This is a genomic window from Paenibacillus sp. KS1, from assembly GCF_001680695.1.
In the GTDB taxonomy this organism is placed as follows: Bacteria; Bacillota; Bacilli; order Paenibacillales; family Paenibacillaceae; genus Paenibacillus_B; species Paenibacillus_B suaedae.
Genome location: NZ_MAIS01000021.1, coordinates 12,614 through 31,724, shown reverse-complemented (window position 1 = coordinate 31,724; position 19,111 = coordinate 12,614). Strand labels below are relative to the sequence as shown.

General features: G+C 46.3%; 15 protein-coding genes. 10 read left to right on the top strand and 5 right to left on the bottom strand.

All coding sequences use genetic code 11. The annotated features are described in order from the left end of the window. Positions 1-147 precede the first annotated feature (147 nt). A complete protein-coding gene (locus BBG47_RS09370; RefSeq protein ID WP_065291524.1) occupies positions 148-1,434 on the top strand; it encodes a DEAD/DEAH box helicase in 1,287 nt (428 codons plus the stop codon). A 75-nt stretch (positions 1,435-1,509) separates the two neighbouring features. On the opposite strand, the gene BBG47_RS09365 is transcribed toward BBG47_RS09370, so the two are convergent. Both BBG47_RS09365 and BBG47_RS09360 read right to left on the bottom strand, forming a co-directional pair. Then, complete coding sequence (locus tag BBG47_RS09365; RefSeq protein ID WP_065291523.1) at positions 1,510-2,508, bottom strand: NADP-dependent oxidoreductase; 999 nt, start codon at positions 2,506-2,508, stop codon at positions 1,510-1,512. A 47-nt stretch (positions 2,509-2,555) separates the two neighbouring features. Next, a complete protein-coding gene (locus BBG47_RS09360; RefSeq protein ID WP_065291522.1) occupies positions 2,556-2,891 on the bottom strand; it encodes an ArsR/SmtB family transcription factor in 336 nt (111 codons plus the stop codon). Between the two features lie 442 nt (positions 2,892-3,333). Here BBG47_RS09360 and BBG47_RS09355 point away from each other — a divergent pair, with 442 nt between their 5' ends. The 9 genes from BBG47_RS09355 to BBG47_RS09320 all read left to right on the top strand — a co-directional run bounded on the left by BBG47_RS09355 (position 3,334) and on the right by BBG47_RS09320 (position 14,587). Further along, entirely contained in the window at positions 3,334-4,716 is a 1,383-nt protein-coding gene (locus BBG47_RS09355; protein ID WP_083189188.1) for an ABC transporter substrate-binding protein, read from the top strand. A 197-nt stretch (positions 4,717-4,913) separates the two neighbouring features. After that, a complete protein-coding gene (locus BBG47_RS09350; protein WP_021252689.1) occupies positions 4,914-6,380 on the top strand; it encodes an ABC transporter substrate-binding protein in 1,467 nt (488 codons plus the stop codon). Positions 6,381-6,497: 117 nt separating this feature from the next. Further along, positions 6,498-7,880 (top strand): ABC transporter substrate-binding protein, encoded by a 1,383-nt coding sequence (locus BBG47_RS09345; RefSeq protein WP_065291521.1) that lies wholly within the window; start codon positions 6,498-6,500, stop codon positions 7,878-7,880. A gap of 16 nt (positions 7,881-7,896) precedes the next feature. Continuing rightward, positions 7,897-9,222, top strand: coding sequence for an ABC transporter substrate-binding protein (locus BBG47_RS09340; protein WP_175400506.1), 1,326 nt, complete (start codon positions 7,897-7,899; stop codon positions 9,220-9,222). Positions 9,223-9,374: 152 nt separating this feature from the next. Then, a complete protein-coding gene (locus BBG47_RS09335) occupies positions 9,375-10,790 on the top strand; it encodes an ABC transporter substrate-binding protein (RefSeq protein WP_483310710.1) in 1,416 nt (471 codons plus the stop codon). Positions 10,791-10,956: 166 nt separating this feature from the next. After that, positions 10,957-11,742: an ABC transporter ATP-binding protein gene (locus BBG47_RS09330; protein WP_065291519.1), complete on the top strand. Its 786-nt coding sequence runs from the start codon at positions 10,957-10,959 to the stop codon at positions 11,740-11,742. Beyond that, on the top strand, positions 11,739-13,004 hold the full coding sequence (locus BBG47_RS09325; protein ID WP_083189187.1) for an ABC transporter permease: 1,266 nt from the start codon (positions 11,739-11,741) through the stop codon (positions 13,002-13,004). Before BBG47_RS09330 ends, BBG47_RS09325 begins: the two co-directional genes overlap by 4 nt. 406 nt (positions 13,005-13,410) lie before the next feature. Next, positions 13,411-13,587, top strand: a complete 177-nt coding sequence (locus BBG47_RS29300) for a GapA-binding peptide SR1P (RefSeq protein WP_090513584.1) — start codon at positions 13,411-13,413, stop codon at positions 13,585-13,587. Then, a complete protein-coding gene (locus tag BBG47_RS09320; RefSeq protein ID WP_065291518.1) occupies positions 13,577-14,587 on the top strand; it encodes a hypothetical protein in 1,011 nt (336 codons plus the stop codon). Before BBG47_RS29300 ends, BBG47_RS09320 begins: the two co-directional genes overlap by 11 nt. A 78-nt stretch (positions 14,588-14,665) precedes the next feature. Here the strand turns inward: BBG47_RS09320 and BBG47_RS09315 are convergent, their stop codons facing one another. The 3 genes from BBG47_RS09315 to BBG47_RS09305 all read right to left on the bottom strand — a co-directional run bounded on the left by BBG47_RS09315 (position 14,666) and on the right by BBG47_RS09305 (position 18,991). After that, positions 14,666-15,271 (bottom strand): DUF1854 domain-containing protein, encoded by a 606-nt coding sequence (locus BBG47_RS09315; protein ID WP_254659791.1) that lies wholly within the window; start codon positions 15,269-15,271, stop codon positions 14,666-14,668. Next, positions 15,264-17,459 carry an ABC transporter ATP-binding protein gene (locus BBG47_RS09310; RefSeq protein WP_139070695.1) on the bottom strand — a complete coding sequence of 732 codons (2,196 nt, stop codon included), beginning with the start codon at positions 17,457-17,459 and terminating at the stop codon, positions 15,264-15,266. Before BBG47_RS09310 ends, BBG47_RS09315 begins: the two co-directional genes overlap by 8 nt. Positions 17,460-17,695: 236 nt before the next feature. Beyond that, positions 17,696-18,991: an aminotransferase class I/II-fold pyridoxal phosphate-dependent enzyme gene (locus BBG47_RS09305; protein WP_065291517.1), complete on the bottom strand. Its 1,296-nt coding sequence runs from the start codon at positions 18,989-18,991 to the stop codon at positions 17,696-17,698. Positions 18,992-19,111 lie beyond the last annotated feature (120 nt).

Genomic DNA, 19,111 nt, shown 5'->3' with positions numbered 1-19,111 from the left:
GATGTGCATATTTAGGCTATCATAACGAGCAATCATTTGGAAAGTTGGAGTGAAGACTTCTTTTCGATATAATGGGTACAGCGAACAATGGGAAGGTATGTTCATTGGTCATGAATCAGCGCCTTCCATAGAGAGGAACGATACAAGTTGAGTACAACATTTGACACATTTGCAATACGGGAAGAGCTGAAGCTTCGGCTGGAGGCCAGACATATTACGGAGCCATCACCCGTGCAGGCTGCGGCAATTCCTGCAGCATTGGAAGGACGCGATGTCCTTGCACAATCACAGACGGGTACGGGCAAGACGATTGCGTACTTGCTTCCTGTCCTAACACGGATTCAGCAAGATGTACGATCAACACAGGCCGTGATTATAGCGCCTACCCAAGAACTTGCGATGCAAATTGTTCGAGAAGCGGAATATTACAGTGAGGGCAGCAGCATTCAAATTGCGTCGCTGATAGGCGGTGCGGCATTGAAGCGCCAGGTAGAGAAGCTGAAGCTTTACCCGCAGCTTGTCATTGGTACTCCGGGCCGGATTCATGAGTTGATTGAGATGCGCAAGCTGAAGATGCACGAGGTGCGCACCATCGTCGTGGACGAGGTCGATCATGTACTGCAGAAGGGCGGTGCGAGCGATACTGATTCGATTATGCGCAGCGCGCTGCGTGATCGTCAGCTCCTGTTCTTCTCCGCTACCCTGCCTGCTGAGGTGAAGGCACTTGCAGAGCGCTGGATGCAAGATCCCGTTAACATTGGCATTGAGCCGGAGAAGCGGATAGCGGATACGATTGAGCATCTTGTATTTGTATGCGAGGAGCGCGATAAGATTGATATGCTGCGCCGTCTCGTTCGTCATTGGAATCCGAAGCAGGCAATCGTATTCATCAATGACTCATCTGAGATTGCCGAATGGGAGCAGAAGCTGGGCTATGCGAACTTGTCAGTTGCTTCGTTATACGGAGATGCGCCGAAGCAGGAGCGGGTGAATGTCCTTCGACGCTTCCGTGAGGGACAGTTCCAGTTGCTGTTAGCTACTGATGTAGCTGCACGTGGATTAGATATACCGGATCTGCCGTATATCTTCAGTGCTCAGCCTGCATTGAATGCGGAACATTATGTTCATCGTGCAGGGCGAACAGGTCGCATGGGACGTCAAGGTGTGTCCGTCAACCTGATCTCTCATCGTGAGCAGTTCATTATGCGCAAATTCGAACGTGAGCTCGGAATCGTTATCCATGAGCGCGAATTCTACAACGGTCGCATCTTCGAGCCGAATGATGCATCACGTCGTCCGAAGACGAAGCCAGCTGCCAATCATCCGTCAAGCAAGTCGTCGGCTGGGTATCGCCCGCCGTCAAAGGACAAGCGTTCTGGCAAGGACAAGGATAAAGGCGCACCAAAATGGTTGAAAGAGAAAAAGCGCCAGTAATAACAGCAATGGTATGAACTCGAACGAGGAACCGCCGCAGATAATGGATCTGCGGCGGTTTTTTTTGCGTAATCATTATCTAATTTTTACAATTATTTTGCCTTTGGCTCTTCCTGATTCTGAATATTCCATCGCTTTTTGCGCATCTTCAAAAGGAAAAACGCTATCAATAATTGGCTTGATTTTTCCAGATTCAATTAAGTTTGCAATAATACGCAATTGATCTCCACTTGGCTTCATAAACAAAAAGCTATATTGTACATGATGCTTTTTCTCAAGTGCAGTCAGTTTTTTGCTTGCAGCTGAAAACAACAAGGTTTTCCAAAATCCTGAACCGTATTCTTTAGCAAAACGAGCATTTGGCATTCCTGATACCGAAACAATTTTACCCCCACTTTTTAAGATGCCGAATGATTTCTCAAGTGTTTTGCCCCCAAGTGTATCCAATACGGCATCAACATCTTTCAATACATCTTCAAAGTTTTCTGTCTTGTAATTAATCATTTCATCTGCACCAAGCGATTTTACTAAGTTCGCACCTTTTTCACTGGCAGTCGTTGCAACAGTGGCGCCCATTGCTTTTGCCAATTGAATCGCAAAAGTTCCGACACCTCCAGCACCAGCTTGAATCAATACCTTTTGCCCTTTTTGTAATTGCATGATGTCATGTAAGGCTTGGTATGAAGTTAACCCTACTAGTGGGATCGAAGCTGCTTCCTCAAAGCTCAAATTTTTAGGTTTTAAGGCAATGTCGTCCTCATGAACGGAAATATATTCTGCAAAAGTACCAATATTATTTTTCCGTGGACGGGCATATATTTCATCGCCAACGTTAAAACGGGTTACTTTTGCTCCAACCTTTACTACGACACCAGAAAAATCATTACCTAGGATGAGGGGCATTTTATAGGTGAGCAGCAGCTTCACTTTTCCATCGCGTATTTTAAAATCAATTGGATTAATGCTAGCTGCATGAATTTCTGCGAGTACCTCATATTCATTTATTTCGGGCATGGGCACTTCTGCCATTCGCATAGGGATTTTTCCATATTTATCGATAACCATTGCTTTCATATCCTAATTCCTCCATATAACTCTATATTTATACTTATTCCATAGTTTCAATAAAAGTCATGCATTAGCTCTTCAATATCCAGCACAAGCGTTTTTAATAAACCTATCTTTGTACGTAAATTAATATAATAAAAGTTTTTTGTAGCTTCTTTGCGCATTTCAATAATACCGGCATCCCGCAAAATTTTAAGATGATGGGATACCGCAGGTCGAGAAAGATGCGTTTGTTCCGTGATTTCCCCTACACGCAATCCAGTTTGACAATCTGTCTCCATGAGAACTAGCAAGATAGCTTGACGTGTTTCATCGCCAATTGCGACTAATACTTTTTGACAATTTATGAAATCTTCTTTGATACGATTTACTTGCTCCTGCTTACTCATTTCAGTGAAATATCTCCAATCATTCGTTTAATGGTTTAAGTTAATGAACCAAGTTGTTGACTATAAGATAGTATATTTTTGCGCCTCGCTGCAATATTGAGAAAGAAAATCGAGACGAATCACATCTTGTAAACGAGCACTTTGCAACCTTGGAACAATGTGATTCAAATTAGGTTGAATCAAGAAAAGGCTAATTATTCATCTACGAATGAACGTCTAGTGTTTGCCATTGGAAAATTCAAGATACAACATATACGAGTTTTCACTTGTATCCTCGACTTAGGGTGAATCTGTGACGAACACAAAAAAGATGGAGAAAACATGGAACAATTCTTGAATCCAAGAAACCAAATGGCTGGTAATATCGTCTAATTAGATAGGGGTATGTACAAATGAGCATATATCTTGTTTCTTGTGCGACAAATAGGAAGGGGAGAATGAGTTGGCGTCAAAGTGGAAAATAGGGGTGCTGCTGCTTACAGTAGTAGCTTTAATGAGTGGCTGTCTCGGGGAAAAACCGGTGCTAGAGCAGCTGGAAGAAGGGAAAGGTAAGATTAAGGTCATTAGTTATAACGAGGAATCTTTCTATAGCGAGTATGGAAATTATTTCAATATTAAACACCCGGATATCGAATTTGAAGTCGTTAGCTATCAAGAACTGTATGCCAACAATCAGGATGGCGAACCATTTGATTATGATGAAGAGATGGAAAAGTTCATAGAAAAAAATAAGCCGGATGTGCTTCTCTTAAACGATAAGCTGTTCGAGAAGTATGCGCAAAATGGAAAGCTGTATGGTCTTGATCAAATTATTAGCCAAGAAAAATTTGATTTGGAAGGCTACATGCCAGGCCTAATTGATATGATCCGCTCCAAGGGGAACGGTACTCTATATGGATTGGCGCCGTCCTTCTATACGAATGTACTGTACTATAATCGAGATCTATTTAAGGAGCATAATGTAGAGCCGCCGAGCAACAAGATGAGCTGGCAGGAGATTATCGACTTGTCCAAGCGATTTACTTCTATCGGTTCGGGAGACAATCAAGTCTATGGATATTATCAACCCTATGGAGACATACGATCTGCCGTGAATCAAATCGTCTCATCCTCTGCATTGAATCTATTCGATACGAAGGGCGAGAAGCTGCTTATTAATTCGGATGGATGGAAGAAGGCAATTAAGATGGCAACAGATGCCGTGCGCGACAAATCGATTGGCATTCCATCTTCCGAGCAAAGAAGTATGTCGGATGATCCGTTCTTCCAGGGTAAGGCGGCGATGGTAACGGAGGGGACTTGGTTTGCACAGCAACTCAGGGATCGCCCTCGTTATGATAAGAAGGTAAAAGAAATCAATTGGGACATCGTAACAGCACCAATCGATCCTTCGAGTCCTGACGAATCAAGTAATGTGGGCTTATCTGAAATTTATGGGGTTGCAGCTGATTCCCCAAATAAGCGTGCGGCCTGGGAATTCGTCAAGTTCATAAATGGGCCTGAAATGGCGAAGGCTTCTGCACGTTCCATGTCTGGCCGTATTCCAACACGCAAGGACTATTTCAAGGAGATTGATGGCCGCAGCACAGAGCCATTTTACCTATTGAAACCTAAAATGGGTACATCCTCATCAGGCTTTTGGAATAGTAAAATTCCAGAGAAATTCCATGAGGGCTTCATGCCATTGGTAACTACGTCGCTACAAGCGGTAGTCGATAATAAGAAGACGGTGGATGAAGCTGTAGCTGAACTGGAAACGAAGGGGCAGCAAATGCTTAATAAAGCGAATGAAGAGCAAAAGGCCAAATCAAAAGATAAAAAATAATAGAATCTGAATCAAGATGCATCACTGATCCACCATAGAACCTTCTATGGTGGATTTTTTTATTCACTTATAGATCGGATGAAAGTAGCGGGGGAAATTGATTTCTTTCACATAAAATCAATTCTATTGTTGAATGATGGAAAAATGATCTATATACTTATTGTTGATATTTGGAAAAATAGGAAGGAGAGTTGTGTGTGAAGACGAAATGGAAGCTCGTCATATTTCTGCTAACGATTACTTCTATGTTAAGCGGGTGTCTCGGAGAGAAGCCCGTGTTGGAGCAGCTTGATGAGGGAAAAGGAAAAATTAAGGTTCTCTACTATAACGAGGAATCATTCTATCAACAGTATGGCAATTATTTTAATGTGAAATTTCCGGATATTGAATTCGAGGTTGTAAACTCAGAAGATATGTACGCAAATCGGAAGGATAATGAGCCGTTTGATTATGAAGCAGAAATGAAAAAGTTTCTTGATAAGCATAAGCCTGACGTCTTGTTCTTGAATGACACCATGTATGAAACCTATGCGAAGGACGGGAAGTTGTACAACATAGAGGAGATCATTGCACAGGAGAAATTTGATTTGGAAGGCTATATGCCAGGCCTGATTGATATGATTCGTGCGAAAGGGAACGGTACGTTGTATGGACTTGCTCCATCTTTCTATACGAATGTATTGTACTTCAACCGTGCTTTGTTCAAGGAGCACAATATCGAGCCCCCGCGCAATAAGATGAGCTGGCAGGAGGTCATCGATCTGTCGAAGCGATTTACGGGTATCGGTTCAGGAGACAATCAAATCTTTGGATTGTACCAAGACTATGGGGATGTTGAGCGTGTGATGGACAACATTGTCTCTACTTCTGGCTTGAAATTGGTAGACCAGAAGGGCGAGAAGCTGCTTATTAATTCGGACGGTTGGAAGAAGGCCATCACCCTTGCTACCGATGCGATACGGTCGAAGGCCGTCTATGTCCCACCACGAGATAATGGTGAGAATGGACAAATGATGCGGTTCGGTAATGATATGTTCATGAGAGGCAAGGCGGCAATGATGATTGAGAGCACGTGGTTTGCGCGTCAAATTAAGGATCGACATCGTTATGACAAGGAAGCGAAGCAAATCGATTGGGATATCGTCACGGCACCGGTAGATCCAGCAACACCTGATGAGTCTGGCAATGTGTTTTTATCTGAAATTTACGCGATATCCGCAGATTCTCCAAATAAGCGAGCGGCGTGGGAATTCGTTAAGTTCGTCAATGGTACAGAAATGGCGAAGGCTTCTTCCCGAGCGTTAAGTGGACAAATTCCGACCCGCAATCAATATTTCAAGGAAATCGACGGCAGAAGCACGGAACCGTTCTACTTGCTGAAACCGAAGTCTACCGCTGAGCGCTACAACAAAAATATTCCTATGGAATTTTACGAGCCTTATAACCAATTGCTGCGGAAAGCGTTGCAGGATATCGTCGACAACAAGAAGTCGTTAGACGAAGCGGTAGCTGAATTGGAAACAAAGGGGCAAGCCGAATTGATAAAGGCGAAAGAGGCAGAGAAGGCGCGTCTAGCGAAAGAGAAAAAAGGAGATTCGTCTTCGACGAAAACAGAGTCTACAGGCTCTACAGAATCCACTGGATCCACTAAATCGGGTGGCTAACCTGTCCAAATGATATAGATATATGACGTTACAGTACCTATTCTCCATGCCTTCTTGTGGCGAGAATAGGTACTGATCGTTTGAAGGGATGCTGCAGAGGTGAAGGGGAAGAACGTAATGTCTATGTCTAAGGTATTAACGCGTGCCATAGTGTCTATGTTAGTACTTGCGATGATGATGGCAGGATGCAGTTCGGAAAAACCGCTTCTGAAAGATCTGGACGAGGAGAAGGAAGTTACACTCAGAATTCTAACCAATATGGATAGAATGTCTTTTAGGAATTTCTATGGGGGATTATTTGGGATTCAATATTCAAATATTGATATAGAGTTAATTCCGTTTGATGAACGATATTCATCGAATCTTGACAGCATAGTGGCTCTGGAAGCGAACATCAGCCGGGTTAGACCAGATGTTGTCTTTCTGTCGCCTGATGCCTATGAACGACTAGCTGTCGAGCACAAGCTGTACAATTTGGAGACGATAATACGCCAAGAGCAGTTCGATGTGGATACGTTTCTTCCAGGTCTCATCGATTGGATCCGTAAAAAGAGTGGGGGCGCCTTGTATGGCTTAGCGCCCTCGTTTATGGGCAAAGTGTTATTTTATAATGCAGATTTATTTCACCAATACGGTGTGGAACTGCCGCATGATGGAATGACGTGGGATGACGTGTTGAAATTAGCCGCACGGTTCCGCAATGAGGGATCCTCAAATGATGAAGTAAGTGGTCTCTATGTGTGGGATATTGAGGCTGCTATATTTGATATTTCTATGAACTTGGGCCTAAAACTCGTTGATTCCAAAGGGGAGCGAATGTTGATCCAATCGGAGTCTTGGAAACGAGTATTCAGCCAGACCGTTGAGGCGATTCAGAACAGGGATATACGTCCTCAATTCTCAATTGCTAATAACGGAGTGATCAAGGAAGAACGGTCGGATTTATTTCTAGCTGGACGTGCGGCAATGAAGTTGGATTGGAACATGAGTGTGTTTAGTTTACAGAGGGGAAACATTCAAGGAGGCAACAATTATGCCTTTGATTGGGGCGTGGTTACAGCGCCAATCGATCCATTTCGGCCTGGAGAGACCCCTTATATTCAGATCCCTAATATTATGGCAATTCCTATCGAGGCGGAACATAAGCGGGAAGCATGGGAATTTATTAAGTTCTCAAATGGCCCAGAAAAAGTAGAGAGGGGGTTGCGATATTTCCCCTTCGAAATGATGACTCGCGGTTTGTCCAAGAAAACTAAGGATTATAACAAGCTTGAAACGTTCTATAAGCTGCGTATGAGTCAGGACCGTGATTCACGGCCATACCCTGTGAATGTGCCAGACTCTTTTACAGAACCTTTTGACAAGTTGTTAAATCAAGTCCTAACTCGCATGATTCGCAAAGACGTGACCGTGGAGCAAGGAATTAATGAATTGGACATCAAGGGGAACGAATTATTGAAGCAGGCCCGAGCAAGTCAGAATGGAGGGGGCCAACATTAAACGGATATCAATAGGGTTGCTAGTTGTCATTTTACTGCTTATGAGCGGGTGCTATGGCGAAAAGCCTGTTCTTGCACCGCTTAAGGACGGTAAAGGGAAATTACGAGTTGTATATGATGATGAAGATCAATTTTTCAATGATTACGGCGATTATTTTCAATTCCTTTATCCGGATATCGAAATAGAAGTTGTCAGCACCACGAATTTATTTACGATACAAAATAATGTGATGGACAGATCGGACCAGAAGATGGAGCAGTTTATTAAGGAAAATAAACCTGATGTGCTGTTCTTGAACGAAGAACTGTTTGACAATTTTCTACATACGGGGCTGTTATACAGCTTGGATGAAATTATGAAGCAAGAGCAGTACGACTTAAGCGGCTTTATGCCTGGTGTAATTGAATCACTTCGGGATATAGGAGGAGGAAAGTTGTATGGTCTAGCTCCTTTCTTTAGTACTTTTGTTCTTTATTACAACGAGGATCTATTTAAAGCGAATCATGTGGATCTTCCCAAGGACAAGATGACTTGGCCGGAAGTGCTTCAACTAGCTGCCCGTTTTGGACAACCTGCATCGGAAGGCAGAACTGGACAGTATGGGTTGTCATTCGGATATACGAATGCCCATTTGCTATTTGGAGAGATAGCTAAGGCATCCACTTTGCAATTAACCGACCCAATAGGCAGCAAGCTGCAAATTCATTCCGATAGTTGGAAGCAGATTATGATAATGACGGTGGATGCGATCCGCAGTGGCGCTGTATTTACCGATCAGGCAAGTCAAGCTCTTAAGATATCAGGTGAAGATGCATTTTATCAGGATAAGTCTGCGATGCTGCTTACTGGACTATCAGTAGCAAATGAATTGGAAAGGCGTCAAATCAATACTGATATGAAGCAGATGAACTGGGGGATGGTCACTGCCCCTATTAACCCGAATTATCCAGAGGAATCCACAAATGCACATCTAGAGGAGATATGTGCAATTCCCGCTGATTCGGTGAATAAGCGTGCGGCATGGGAGTTCATTAAATTCATGAATAGCAAGGAGTTAGCGAAGAGTGCTCCAGATATGAGGCCCCCTAAGCTGCCAACCCGGATGCAGTATATGAAGAAATGGAAAGGGCGAAGTACAGAGCCTTTGTATGCATTGAAGCTGAATTCGCATCATCGCTTCATATGGGACAATCAACGCGTTCCTATGGAGCTCAATTCCGCCCTCACTCCGTTATTGCGGGATGGACTGCAGGCTGTGCTTGCCAACGGGAAGTCTATTGATGAACTGCTTGATGAACTGCAGGTGAAGGGTCAGGAGGCACTGGATAAGATGAAGCAATAATACAGGAATAGGGAGAGTCTTTTTGCACATGGATGCAGCGGCTTTGTTGATAGAAATCTGATATTCGCCTTATCTTGTGACGCAATTGTGTGAATATTGGAGGTTTGGTAGATATACTAAATCTTATTGGAAAATAGAGGGTGGGAGGTTGTGTGTTGGTGAGATGGAAATTCCGGAAGTTGAGTGCTTTACTGCTTGCAGCCATGCTGCTCGTAAGCGGTTGTCTTGGGGACAAGCCGGTGCTTGAGCCGCTAGAGGAAGGAAAGGGAAAGATTAAAGTTCTTTATTATAGTGAGGAATCATTCTATAGGCAGTATGGAAACTACTTCAATATTAAATTCCCGGATATCGAATTTGAAGTCGTTGGTATGGAGGAGCTCAATTCGAGCGACGACTATCAAGAAGCACTTAAGAAAATGGTAGAGAAACATAAGCCAGACGTTATGCTTCTGAGCGAGGATATATTTGAGACCTTTGCCGAAGACGGGAAGCTGTACAGCCTAGATGATATCATTGCACAAGAAAAGTTCGATTTAGAAGATTTTATGCCAGGCCTTATCGAGCGTATTAAAAGCAAGGGGGGCGGCAAGTTGTATGGCCTCGCTCCTTCCTTTTATACGCGAGTCTTGTATTACAATGAAGACTTATTCAAGGAGCATCATATTGAATTGCCGAACAACAAGATGAGCTGGAAGGATGTCTTGGATTTGGCCAGACGATTCAGCGGTATTGGTTCCGGTGAGGATCAGGTCTATGGGTATTATCAGGAGTATGGGAACATGAGCAACCTGTTTCAAGATATTGTTAGCTCGTCATCCTTGAAGCAATTTGATGCGAAGGGTGAAAAGCTGCTGATTAACGCTGATGGCTGGAAACAGGCCTTTACACTGGCAACGGATGCGCTGCGAAGCAAGGCTGTATATATGCCACCGAAGGGCGAAGAAGCGCAATTTATGAATAATAACTTGTTCGTTCAAGGGAAGGCAGCAATGATGATGAGTGGTACTTGGCTCGCGCAAGAGATTGATAATCGTCCGACCTACGACAAGAAGGCGAAGAAGTTTGCCTGGAACTTCGTCACAGGTCCGATCGACCCTTCGTCTCCAGACGAATCTGCTTATGTGAATTTATCTGAAATCTATACAGTTTCTGCCGACTCAGCGAATAAGCGCGCAGCGTGGGAGTTCGTCAAGTTTGTCAACGGCAATGAAATGGCCAAGGCAGCCTCGCGTTCCATGATGGGAAGCTTGCCGACACGAATGAAGTATAAGAAGGATATTGCAGGTAAGAGCTCGGATCCGCTCTATATGCTGAAGCCAAAATCCATCTCGGCTTATGGCTGGTGGAACAGACATGTTCCTAGAGATTTTTATAGCACCTATGACGGTATGGTTCAGCAAGCCCTCGAATCCGTAATTGAGAAAAAGAAATCCGTGGATGAGGCTGTTGGAGAACTGGAAGCCAAGGGGCAGGCAGCGTTAACGAAAGCGCATGAAGACGAAAAAGCGCGCAAGGCTAAAGAGAAGGGCAAAGAATCAAGTTCTACTGAAAATGGAAAGTCGGGTTGATGGAATGAATAGGGTTCTTGTGTGAGCAAGCCGTCTGAAAAGACGGCTTTTTATTGTTCATACAAATCGCTTCTATTGTGACAGAAATGTAAGGTCGTGATTAGAGGATATCCATTCGCTTCCTGTCAGGTTGTTCGATATAATGAGAACAGTGAGGTGAAGAGGCATGAAGCCTTTATTGAAGATAGACCGACTAACTGGCGGTTACAGTACAGGCAGACCTGTGCTGCATGATATCTCCTTGCAAGTGAATGCAGGCGAAATGGTTGGCCTCATTGGATTGAACGGCGCAGGGAAGAGTACGACGATGAAGCATATATTAGGACTGCTTGAGCCGCAAGCAGGAAGCGTTGCCATACATGGGAAGACGCTGGCGGAGGATGCGGAAGCGTATCGTGCTGCTATTGCGTATGTACCGGAGTCGCCGATTCTATATGATGCGCTGACGGTGCGCGAGCATCTGGTATGGACGGCTACCGCATATGGCGTCGAACAAGGGGTATTTGAGAAGAGGGTACGGGAGCTTGCGGAAATGTTCCATATGACCGCACACCTGGATAAAGCTGCACAGCATTTATCGAAGGGGATGCGGCAGAAGACGATGCTCATGTGCGCGTTTGCTGTTCGGCCGCCTTTATATATTATTGATGAGCCTTTCCTTGGACTTGATCCGCTCGGTATTCGATCACTGCTCCAATATATGAAGCAAGTGCAGGGTGAGGGCGCATCATTGCTGGTGAGCTCTCACATTTTGTCGACGATTGAGCATTACTGTGATTCGTTCGTGCTTCTGCATCATGGTAAAGTTCTCGGAGCGGGCACGGTGCATGGAATGCACGATCAATACGAGGCCCAGTCAGGCAAGCGGGCAGAAGAGCGGCTGGAGGAGCTGTTCTATGCGTGGGTTAGCGATGAGCGCATTACTGGTTCTGTGGATGGTGTACAGCGATGACACAGACCCGAATGAAGGAGGCATCCACCGTCAATAGTCTGACAGAGGTGCTTCTACATCCTGAGGAGCTATGGGCAAGCCGCAAGCGTGAATTCTGGGGCAAGGTCATGCCTTATATGCGCTACGTCATACAGAGCGGACTCGGGGCACTCATGCTATTCGTGCTCGTGGCAGGGACGGCGTTATATGCTTCCTTTATCGAGCACATTCCGCCTACTTTTCCGATTAAGGAGGTTGCTCTGCTGCTGGTAGCACCCGCAGTTGCCTATACGACCTATCGCACGCTGCTGCGGCCGGCCGATCTTGCCTTTCTGCTGCGCATTGAGCATCGAATGTCCGGCTATATGAAGAGGAGCGTACGCTATAGCCTATGGCCGCGAACAGTACTCCTTATTGCTGTGTGGTGTGTATTGTGGCCGTTATACAGCCGTGCAGAGGATAATCCGAAGAACTTCATCTTTACTTTGATCCTATTGTTGATGCTCAAGGTGGTTGCTGCATTTGGCGCTTGGAAGGAGCGCCACTATAGTGACAATCGTCGTCGAGTTGCTGCCCGCTACGTGCGTTATCTATGGGCTTGGGGAGCAACGGCTTGTTGGCTGTGGCTCAATATGCCTGCTGCGCTTCTTGTCATCGGTGTGAGTGGGTTGGTGTACATAGGCTGGTTGGTTACAGGGAGAACGCTGCGTTTTCCATGGGAGGCGCATTTCGAAACGGAGAAAGCACATGAGGGACGGGTTTATTTGTTTTTGAGTGGATTCGTGGATCTGCCAGCAACAGATGAACGTCGATATGCGAGACCGTGGCTCAATTTCATGGGCAATCGATTTGCATTGCGGAAACCATTTGCCTATCGTTACTTGCTGATGAAGACGTTGGTGCGAAGTGAGCTGCTGGGCATCTTATTGAGGCTGGTCATCATTGGCGCTGTGCTTTTATATTGGACAAATGCTACAGAGTGGAGCCTCCTGCTGTATGCAGCAGTTGTATTCGTTGCAGGCACACAGATGGGGGCCGTGTTTGCCTTCCATCGACATGATGTGTGGCAGGAAGTTTACCCACTTCCCGTGCATGCACGTCATGAAGCGGCATTATATGCCAGTACCGTTGCGCATGCGCTGGCAGCCTTCGCTCTGCTGCTGCCAATTGCAGTCGGGCCATTATCGGTCTCATTCAAGCTAGCCGTGATCGGATCGGGTGTGGCTATCGTCTTGTTGACTAGATGGAAACGTTCGAAGCCGCGCAAGGATGATGAAGATTAATCGAATAGGAAGCATAAAGATTACAACATAAAGGGTTCCTAGAATAACGTTTCGAAGCGTATGACGAGCATATTGACCTGACAGGCAAACCACGTCAAGCTTCAAAAACAGATAGTACGAATGGAACTAATTAAATAACTGCGATTGTATATACGGGACAAGGGAGAGATGCTTTATCTGCTTCCTTGTCTTTTTTTCTGTCAGTATGTTTCACAAGCAGTTCATGCATATGCACTAATTCTTTATTTCGTGTCTAGTCGTACAAGCAGCGACAAGAATACGATACATTGTGACGTCATAGTTATGGTAATGGGATGGCTGAATCCGCTATCATCATCAAATATGCAGCCAATTGAATTCGGCAGGGGATGCCCGTCATGCAGATGAAGGGAGAGGTGAATGTCCGATGGAGCAAGAACGTCGTCAGCTATTGCTTGGGGCAATCATATGCAAGAGGTGCGATCGGATAATTGCCGAGCAAGATACGGAAAAAGTCATGGTGTACTATGTGGAGTGCAATAAGCGCGATTGTAGAGAGCAAACAGCAGTGATGGAGAGAGAGGTACTGTACATTGAAGCTTAGTTCGAATCAGGCGGAGCAGTGGGATAAGACGGTTGTCCAGCGTCATGGCCATTCCAACAGTACGGCTGGCATACGGATTATCGAATTGCATCAGCAGCATATTCATCATGTTGGCACATTATGGCGGGAGACGGAATACAAGAACTTCGTCCCTTATTCGCCTCAATTAGATGGCCTGCATGTTGCGCAGTGCGGCAGTTCTGCAGAAGTGCAGGCTGCTGCAGAAGCAGGGTATCACAAGTTGCTGCTGGCGCCAAGTCATAGCTTATTAATGAAGTCGGAACGTGTTCGTCTCATTCGTGAGATGCTGCTTGCTGGAACGGCGGGAGAACGTGCTACAGCGCTCCAGAAGCTGCTTCCGCTGATGACGGCCGAATATGAACATATGTTGGCTGTCCTTCATCGACATGCTGCTATACATGGATATGTGCGTTTGCTCGATGCCCCAATTATGCAGCTGCTGCCGAGTATAGCTGATTTGGAGTTGCGAATGGGAGTAGTTCAGCGCTTTGCGGCCGATTCCGATCTATCAGTGGAACGGCACCGTCTGCATCAGCAGTGGTTGAAGCTTAAGCAATGGAAGCAGTGGCTTCATTCCGGAAACGGGGACAAATGCATGCTGTCGAGCGCAGTTGTGGAATGGATCGATATGCAGGCAGAAGCCTTGTTCCGGGCTGAGCAGCGCTTGGCGAATCAAGGATATGATATTCAATTAACGGTGCTGCTGCCGTATGAAGCGGGGAGCTGGAAGCAGCATGTTGGCTGCGTCCGTCTGGCTGCCGAGCAAATTCTTGGTGTTCACGCCACACGTAGTTACCCGATTGTCGGGATCCGAATAGAGCATGCGGTTAGCGCTCGGAAGAATATGTCACAATCCGGCAGAATTGGTGGATTAGGCGGGCAGTTCGTCTTACCAGAAATCGATATGGACTGGGAAGAAGTTGATTTCGTTTGGATGAGTCGGGGAGGGGAGCAGACGAATGAAAACGATCATTTCTAGATGATCGTCATAATATAGCTCGAACGGTGGAAAGGCCAGTGACGGTGTGGAAGCTGCCGGCACTGGCTTTATTTGAATTTAGAACAACCGGTTCAGACATCGCTTGCTTCCTGTGTCTAGTTCAGAGATCGGAGGCACGATACAGCGTCGTCCGAAGCTGTCGAGTAGAATCATTCCCCCTTCTGGTGAAGGCTGGACGTGCTCATGTAAAGTTTCCAGCTCGAGCCTCATTGTTCCTCTATCAGTGATAACCTCCCATTTCCACACATTGTTCTTCTCATGTATGCTCACAATACTCTCCACTCTAGGAATGAAATACCGACGCTTCAGCTCAAGCTGAATAGCGCCTTGACTGCTGGAATCCAGCTGCTGCAAGTCGCGTATAATGCCAATTTCCTTGCCATCACGATCTCGTACAGATAAGTAGCATAAGGCGTGAGAGAATGGAAATGCCCGATAAATTGATACTTCCGTTGTTACCGTATCTCCATCCCTAAGCTCCAGCAGGCCTCCTTCACTGTGGCGAAAGGATACGGCGGGAGGAAAATAGCGGATATCTTCCGCAAATGCGCTTATGGAAGTGGCGGACTGATCATGATCGTTAGTGTTGTTCGCTGACTGGTTGCGGATATGTTCTTCCAGCTCGGCTTGATGGAGCGGTTCTTGGACATGTACATCAGGCAAAGAGATACTCCCCTTTCATTTCAGACATTTCCTGTTGAGCTTGCACAAGCTTTGCATATACTCCATTCTGCGAGAGAAGCTGATCGTGGGAACCGACTTCCACGAGCCTGCCTTGATCCAGGACAATAATACGAGTGGCGTGGCGGAGCGTAGACAGCCGATGAGCAATAGCAAAGGTCGTGCGCCCACGAATGAGTCTCATCATCGCTTCTTGAATCTGGCGCTCTGTGGCGGTATCGACAGAAGCGGTAGCTTCGTCGAGAATCAGGATTGCCGGATCATGGAGAATTGCGCGTGCAATGGCAATCCGCTGCTTCTCACCGCCGGATAATCGTGCTCCGCGTTCGCCGACCCGAGTATCATAACCATCGGGCATTCGGATGATGAAGTCATGTGCATTCGCTATCTTGGCGGCACGCATAATCTCCTCTGGAGATGCGTCAGGCTTCGCATAAGCAATGTTCTGGGCTACAGAACCGTCGAATAGGAAGGTTTCCTGAAGAACGACTCCAATATGCTGACGCAAGCTCTCCTGTTTCATATCTCTAATATCGATCCCGTCGATGCGAATGAGGCCGTTGTCAGGATCATAGAAACGGCAGAGCAGATGAATGAGCGTGGACTTCCCTGCTCCTGAATGACCAACGATACCGATCATTTCTCCAGGCTGTACAGCAAGCGTAAGTTCCTTCAATACGGGACGATGCTTCTCGTAACCATAGCTAATATTCTCGAATTGTACGGCTCCGCGTACAGAGGTGAGCCGCATTGCTTGATCTCGATCCGGTACCTCTGGCTTCATATCGATAATTTCAAATATGCGGCCTGCGGCAGCAAACGCCCGGCTGGTCCAGTTTACGGCTTGACTGAACCATTTCAGTGGGCCAAAGAACATACCCAAGTAACCAATGAACGCCATAAGCGTTCCAAGTGTCATATGTTGACCAAGTACGGATTGACCCCCAACGAACCAGACGAGCAGCAAACCAGATTGTGTCACAAGGGAGAACAATGGGAATACACCTGCCCAAAGTCCGTCTACACGAATGGACTGCTTCATTAACACCTCATTCGCCTCATGGTAACGACTTCTTTCTGTGCTCTCTTGTCCGAATGCTTTTACGACGCGAATGCCTTGGAGTGTATCGCCTACAATCGTGTTGATGCGATTAAGCGCTCTCCAGTGGATGTACCAGCGCTGATGAATGAATGGCCAGATGACAAAAGAGAAGAAGATGACGATGGGAGCTGGGACGAGTGCGAGCAAAGTAAGCTGCCAATTGAGTGAAGCCATCATGGTGAAAATGGAGATGATGAGCAGAATCTGGCTGGTAACCCATACGACGCCATCGTTCAAAAATTGACTGAGTGCGTCGGCATCATGGTTGACTCGCCCAATGAACTGTGAAGTTTGGCGGCGATCAAAAAATCCGAGCGACAGCTTCATCAGAGAACCATATACATCCTCACGGATATTATGCATAAGCTTACTGCCGGTATGTACGCTGATATAGCCGCGAACGGTCGTCATGACAGAAAGTGTGAGCTGAACAAGACCAAGCATCAGTACGAGTGCGAGCAGGGATGCGGCGGGATGTGTCGTCTGCAGGACATCATCGACGATAATTTTCGTGAGGTAAGGAGGGATAAGTTCAATTAACGTTGTGGCGATGACGAGCAATGAGGCAACCGACATCCATTTCTTAAAAGGCTTCGCATAGTCCAGCACTCTCCTGAATGCCTTTCCCTTATCGGTGCAGCGTAGGCAGCTTTCGTTCTGGTTAACGAGTCGTGCCCCACATTTGGAGCACCGCCGCGGCATGTCATCCACGGATGGAAGCGGCAGCTCATCTCCCTGAATGATTGCTTGGATCAGTCGGCAAGCGAACGCGAACTTCACATTTTCCATCGATGTGTATCGAACGAGTACGATCGAACCGTGCTCAGTATCTGCGATGAGCTGCGAGCTGCCTATCGCATCATTCGTTCGGCACCTTTTGACAACGCTTACAAGAATGCGTTTTTCTAATTTTCCGGAAGAGGTGCATATGAAGATTTCATCTTGGGAAATCAGCAGCCAGCGTTCAGATAATGTAGCATCGTCCTGAATATCGGCTCTCCCGCAGAAGAGCAGTTCAGCCGTGGTCATGCCTGTGGTCGCGAATGGCGGTGATTCGATAAAACGCAAGGATATCCCCCTTTTCTATAAGAATTCTTAATATTGGGAAATTGTAACATACAAACTTGTGTTAGGGGAGGGGAATTTCGCAAAGCTGCATAATATTGGAGGAAAGATTCAAGATAGCACAGAGAACGGATCTAAAATAAAAAGAGCCGCCTAAGGAGCAGTGTTCTACTCCTTAGGCGACAATTGTTCGTTGCACGATAATAGGGCTGCTGAATTGCACGAACAAGCACAGGGTGCTATTTCGTCAGATCAAGAATCCCTTGATAGATCGTATCAAATAATTGCTCTAATTGGTTCTCCTCAATACAGGAGAACGCAACACGCAGATCGGTATCGCCAAGAGCAATTGTGCCGACACCATACTGCTCGAGCAAGTGTGTGCGCAAGGTTTCGGCATGTACATTTTGAAGCTTCAAGCACATGAAATATCCGGAGTTGAATGGATAGTAGCTTAGCACATCTCCGTACTTGCCGCTGTCAAGCAGATCCTTCACTTTGTTCGCACGCGCCTTCATCAGATTGAACTTGGCTTGCTTCTGCGCTCCGTACTCTGGAGAGTTCAGCGCATGGAGCACGAACGTCTGCGAAGGATGAGGGCCGCTGGATATGGTAGCCCGAATGATTCCGATTGTCTTCTGCTCCAAGGCAGCGAGCAGTGCTTCGGACTCAGCTGCGTACGTGATGAAACCTACGCGGAATCCCCATACATACTCTTCCTTCGTAGCTCCATCGACCTTAATTGGCAGGATGTTAGGATGAATGGAAGCCAATTTGCCAAATAAGGATTCATGCATGGAGTCTTCGAAGAAGAGACCGAAGTAAGCATCATCTGTTACCACGACGAGACGCATGCCTGCTTCTGCTGCTTCAAGCAAGGCCGCAACGATCTGCTCGCCTTCTTCTCTTCCAGGTGTATAGCCAGTTGGGTTATTCGGGAAGTTCAAGACAACGATTGCCTTACCCTTGTCCTTATTGGCAAGCAAGGCATCGCGAAGTCCTGCACTATTGAATTTCCAATTGTCATTATATAACGGATAGTAGACCATCTCTGCATTGCGGCGAATGCCGAACGTGAGCTCGTAGTTCTCCCAGTTCTTCTCTGGAAGCACCACAACATCGCCCTCGTCCGCGAACAGATCCGCAACGATGCTGAGTCCGTGCGTCAATGCATTCGTCACAATCGGATTGCTGATTGTTACATTGCTAAGCGATGGGTTCTCCGTAAGCATTTTTTCTTTCCATGCTTTGCGCAGTTCAGGCTTGCCTGCTGGCGGTGCATAGGGATAGATATCAGCAGGGTCATAGGCAGACAACGTATCCTGAATGACGCTGAGGTGCATTGGGGTATTGCCTTCCGTAGCGATGCCAATTGTGGCATTGAATGCCTTGGCCTTGCTTTTGGCTTCTGCTGATTGGCTCAGTATGCCTTCCTTCGGGAAGTAGATTTGCTGCGCGAGCCGGGAGAGCATGGCATAAATGTTGGGATTGTGCTGTTGAATTGTTTCGTTCAATTGTTGAGCCAGTTGATTCATGGCGTCCATCCTTCCACCATCATTGTAAGAGGGCCCATTCCATGCATGCATTGAATACGCCCTTGAAATACTTTCTTCATTATAGCATTATGGCTCTTCATTCGTCACGATGAATTGGTT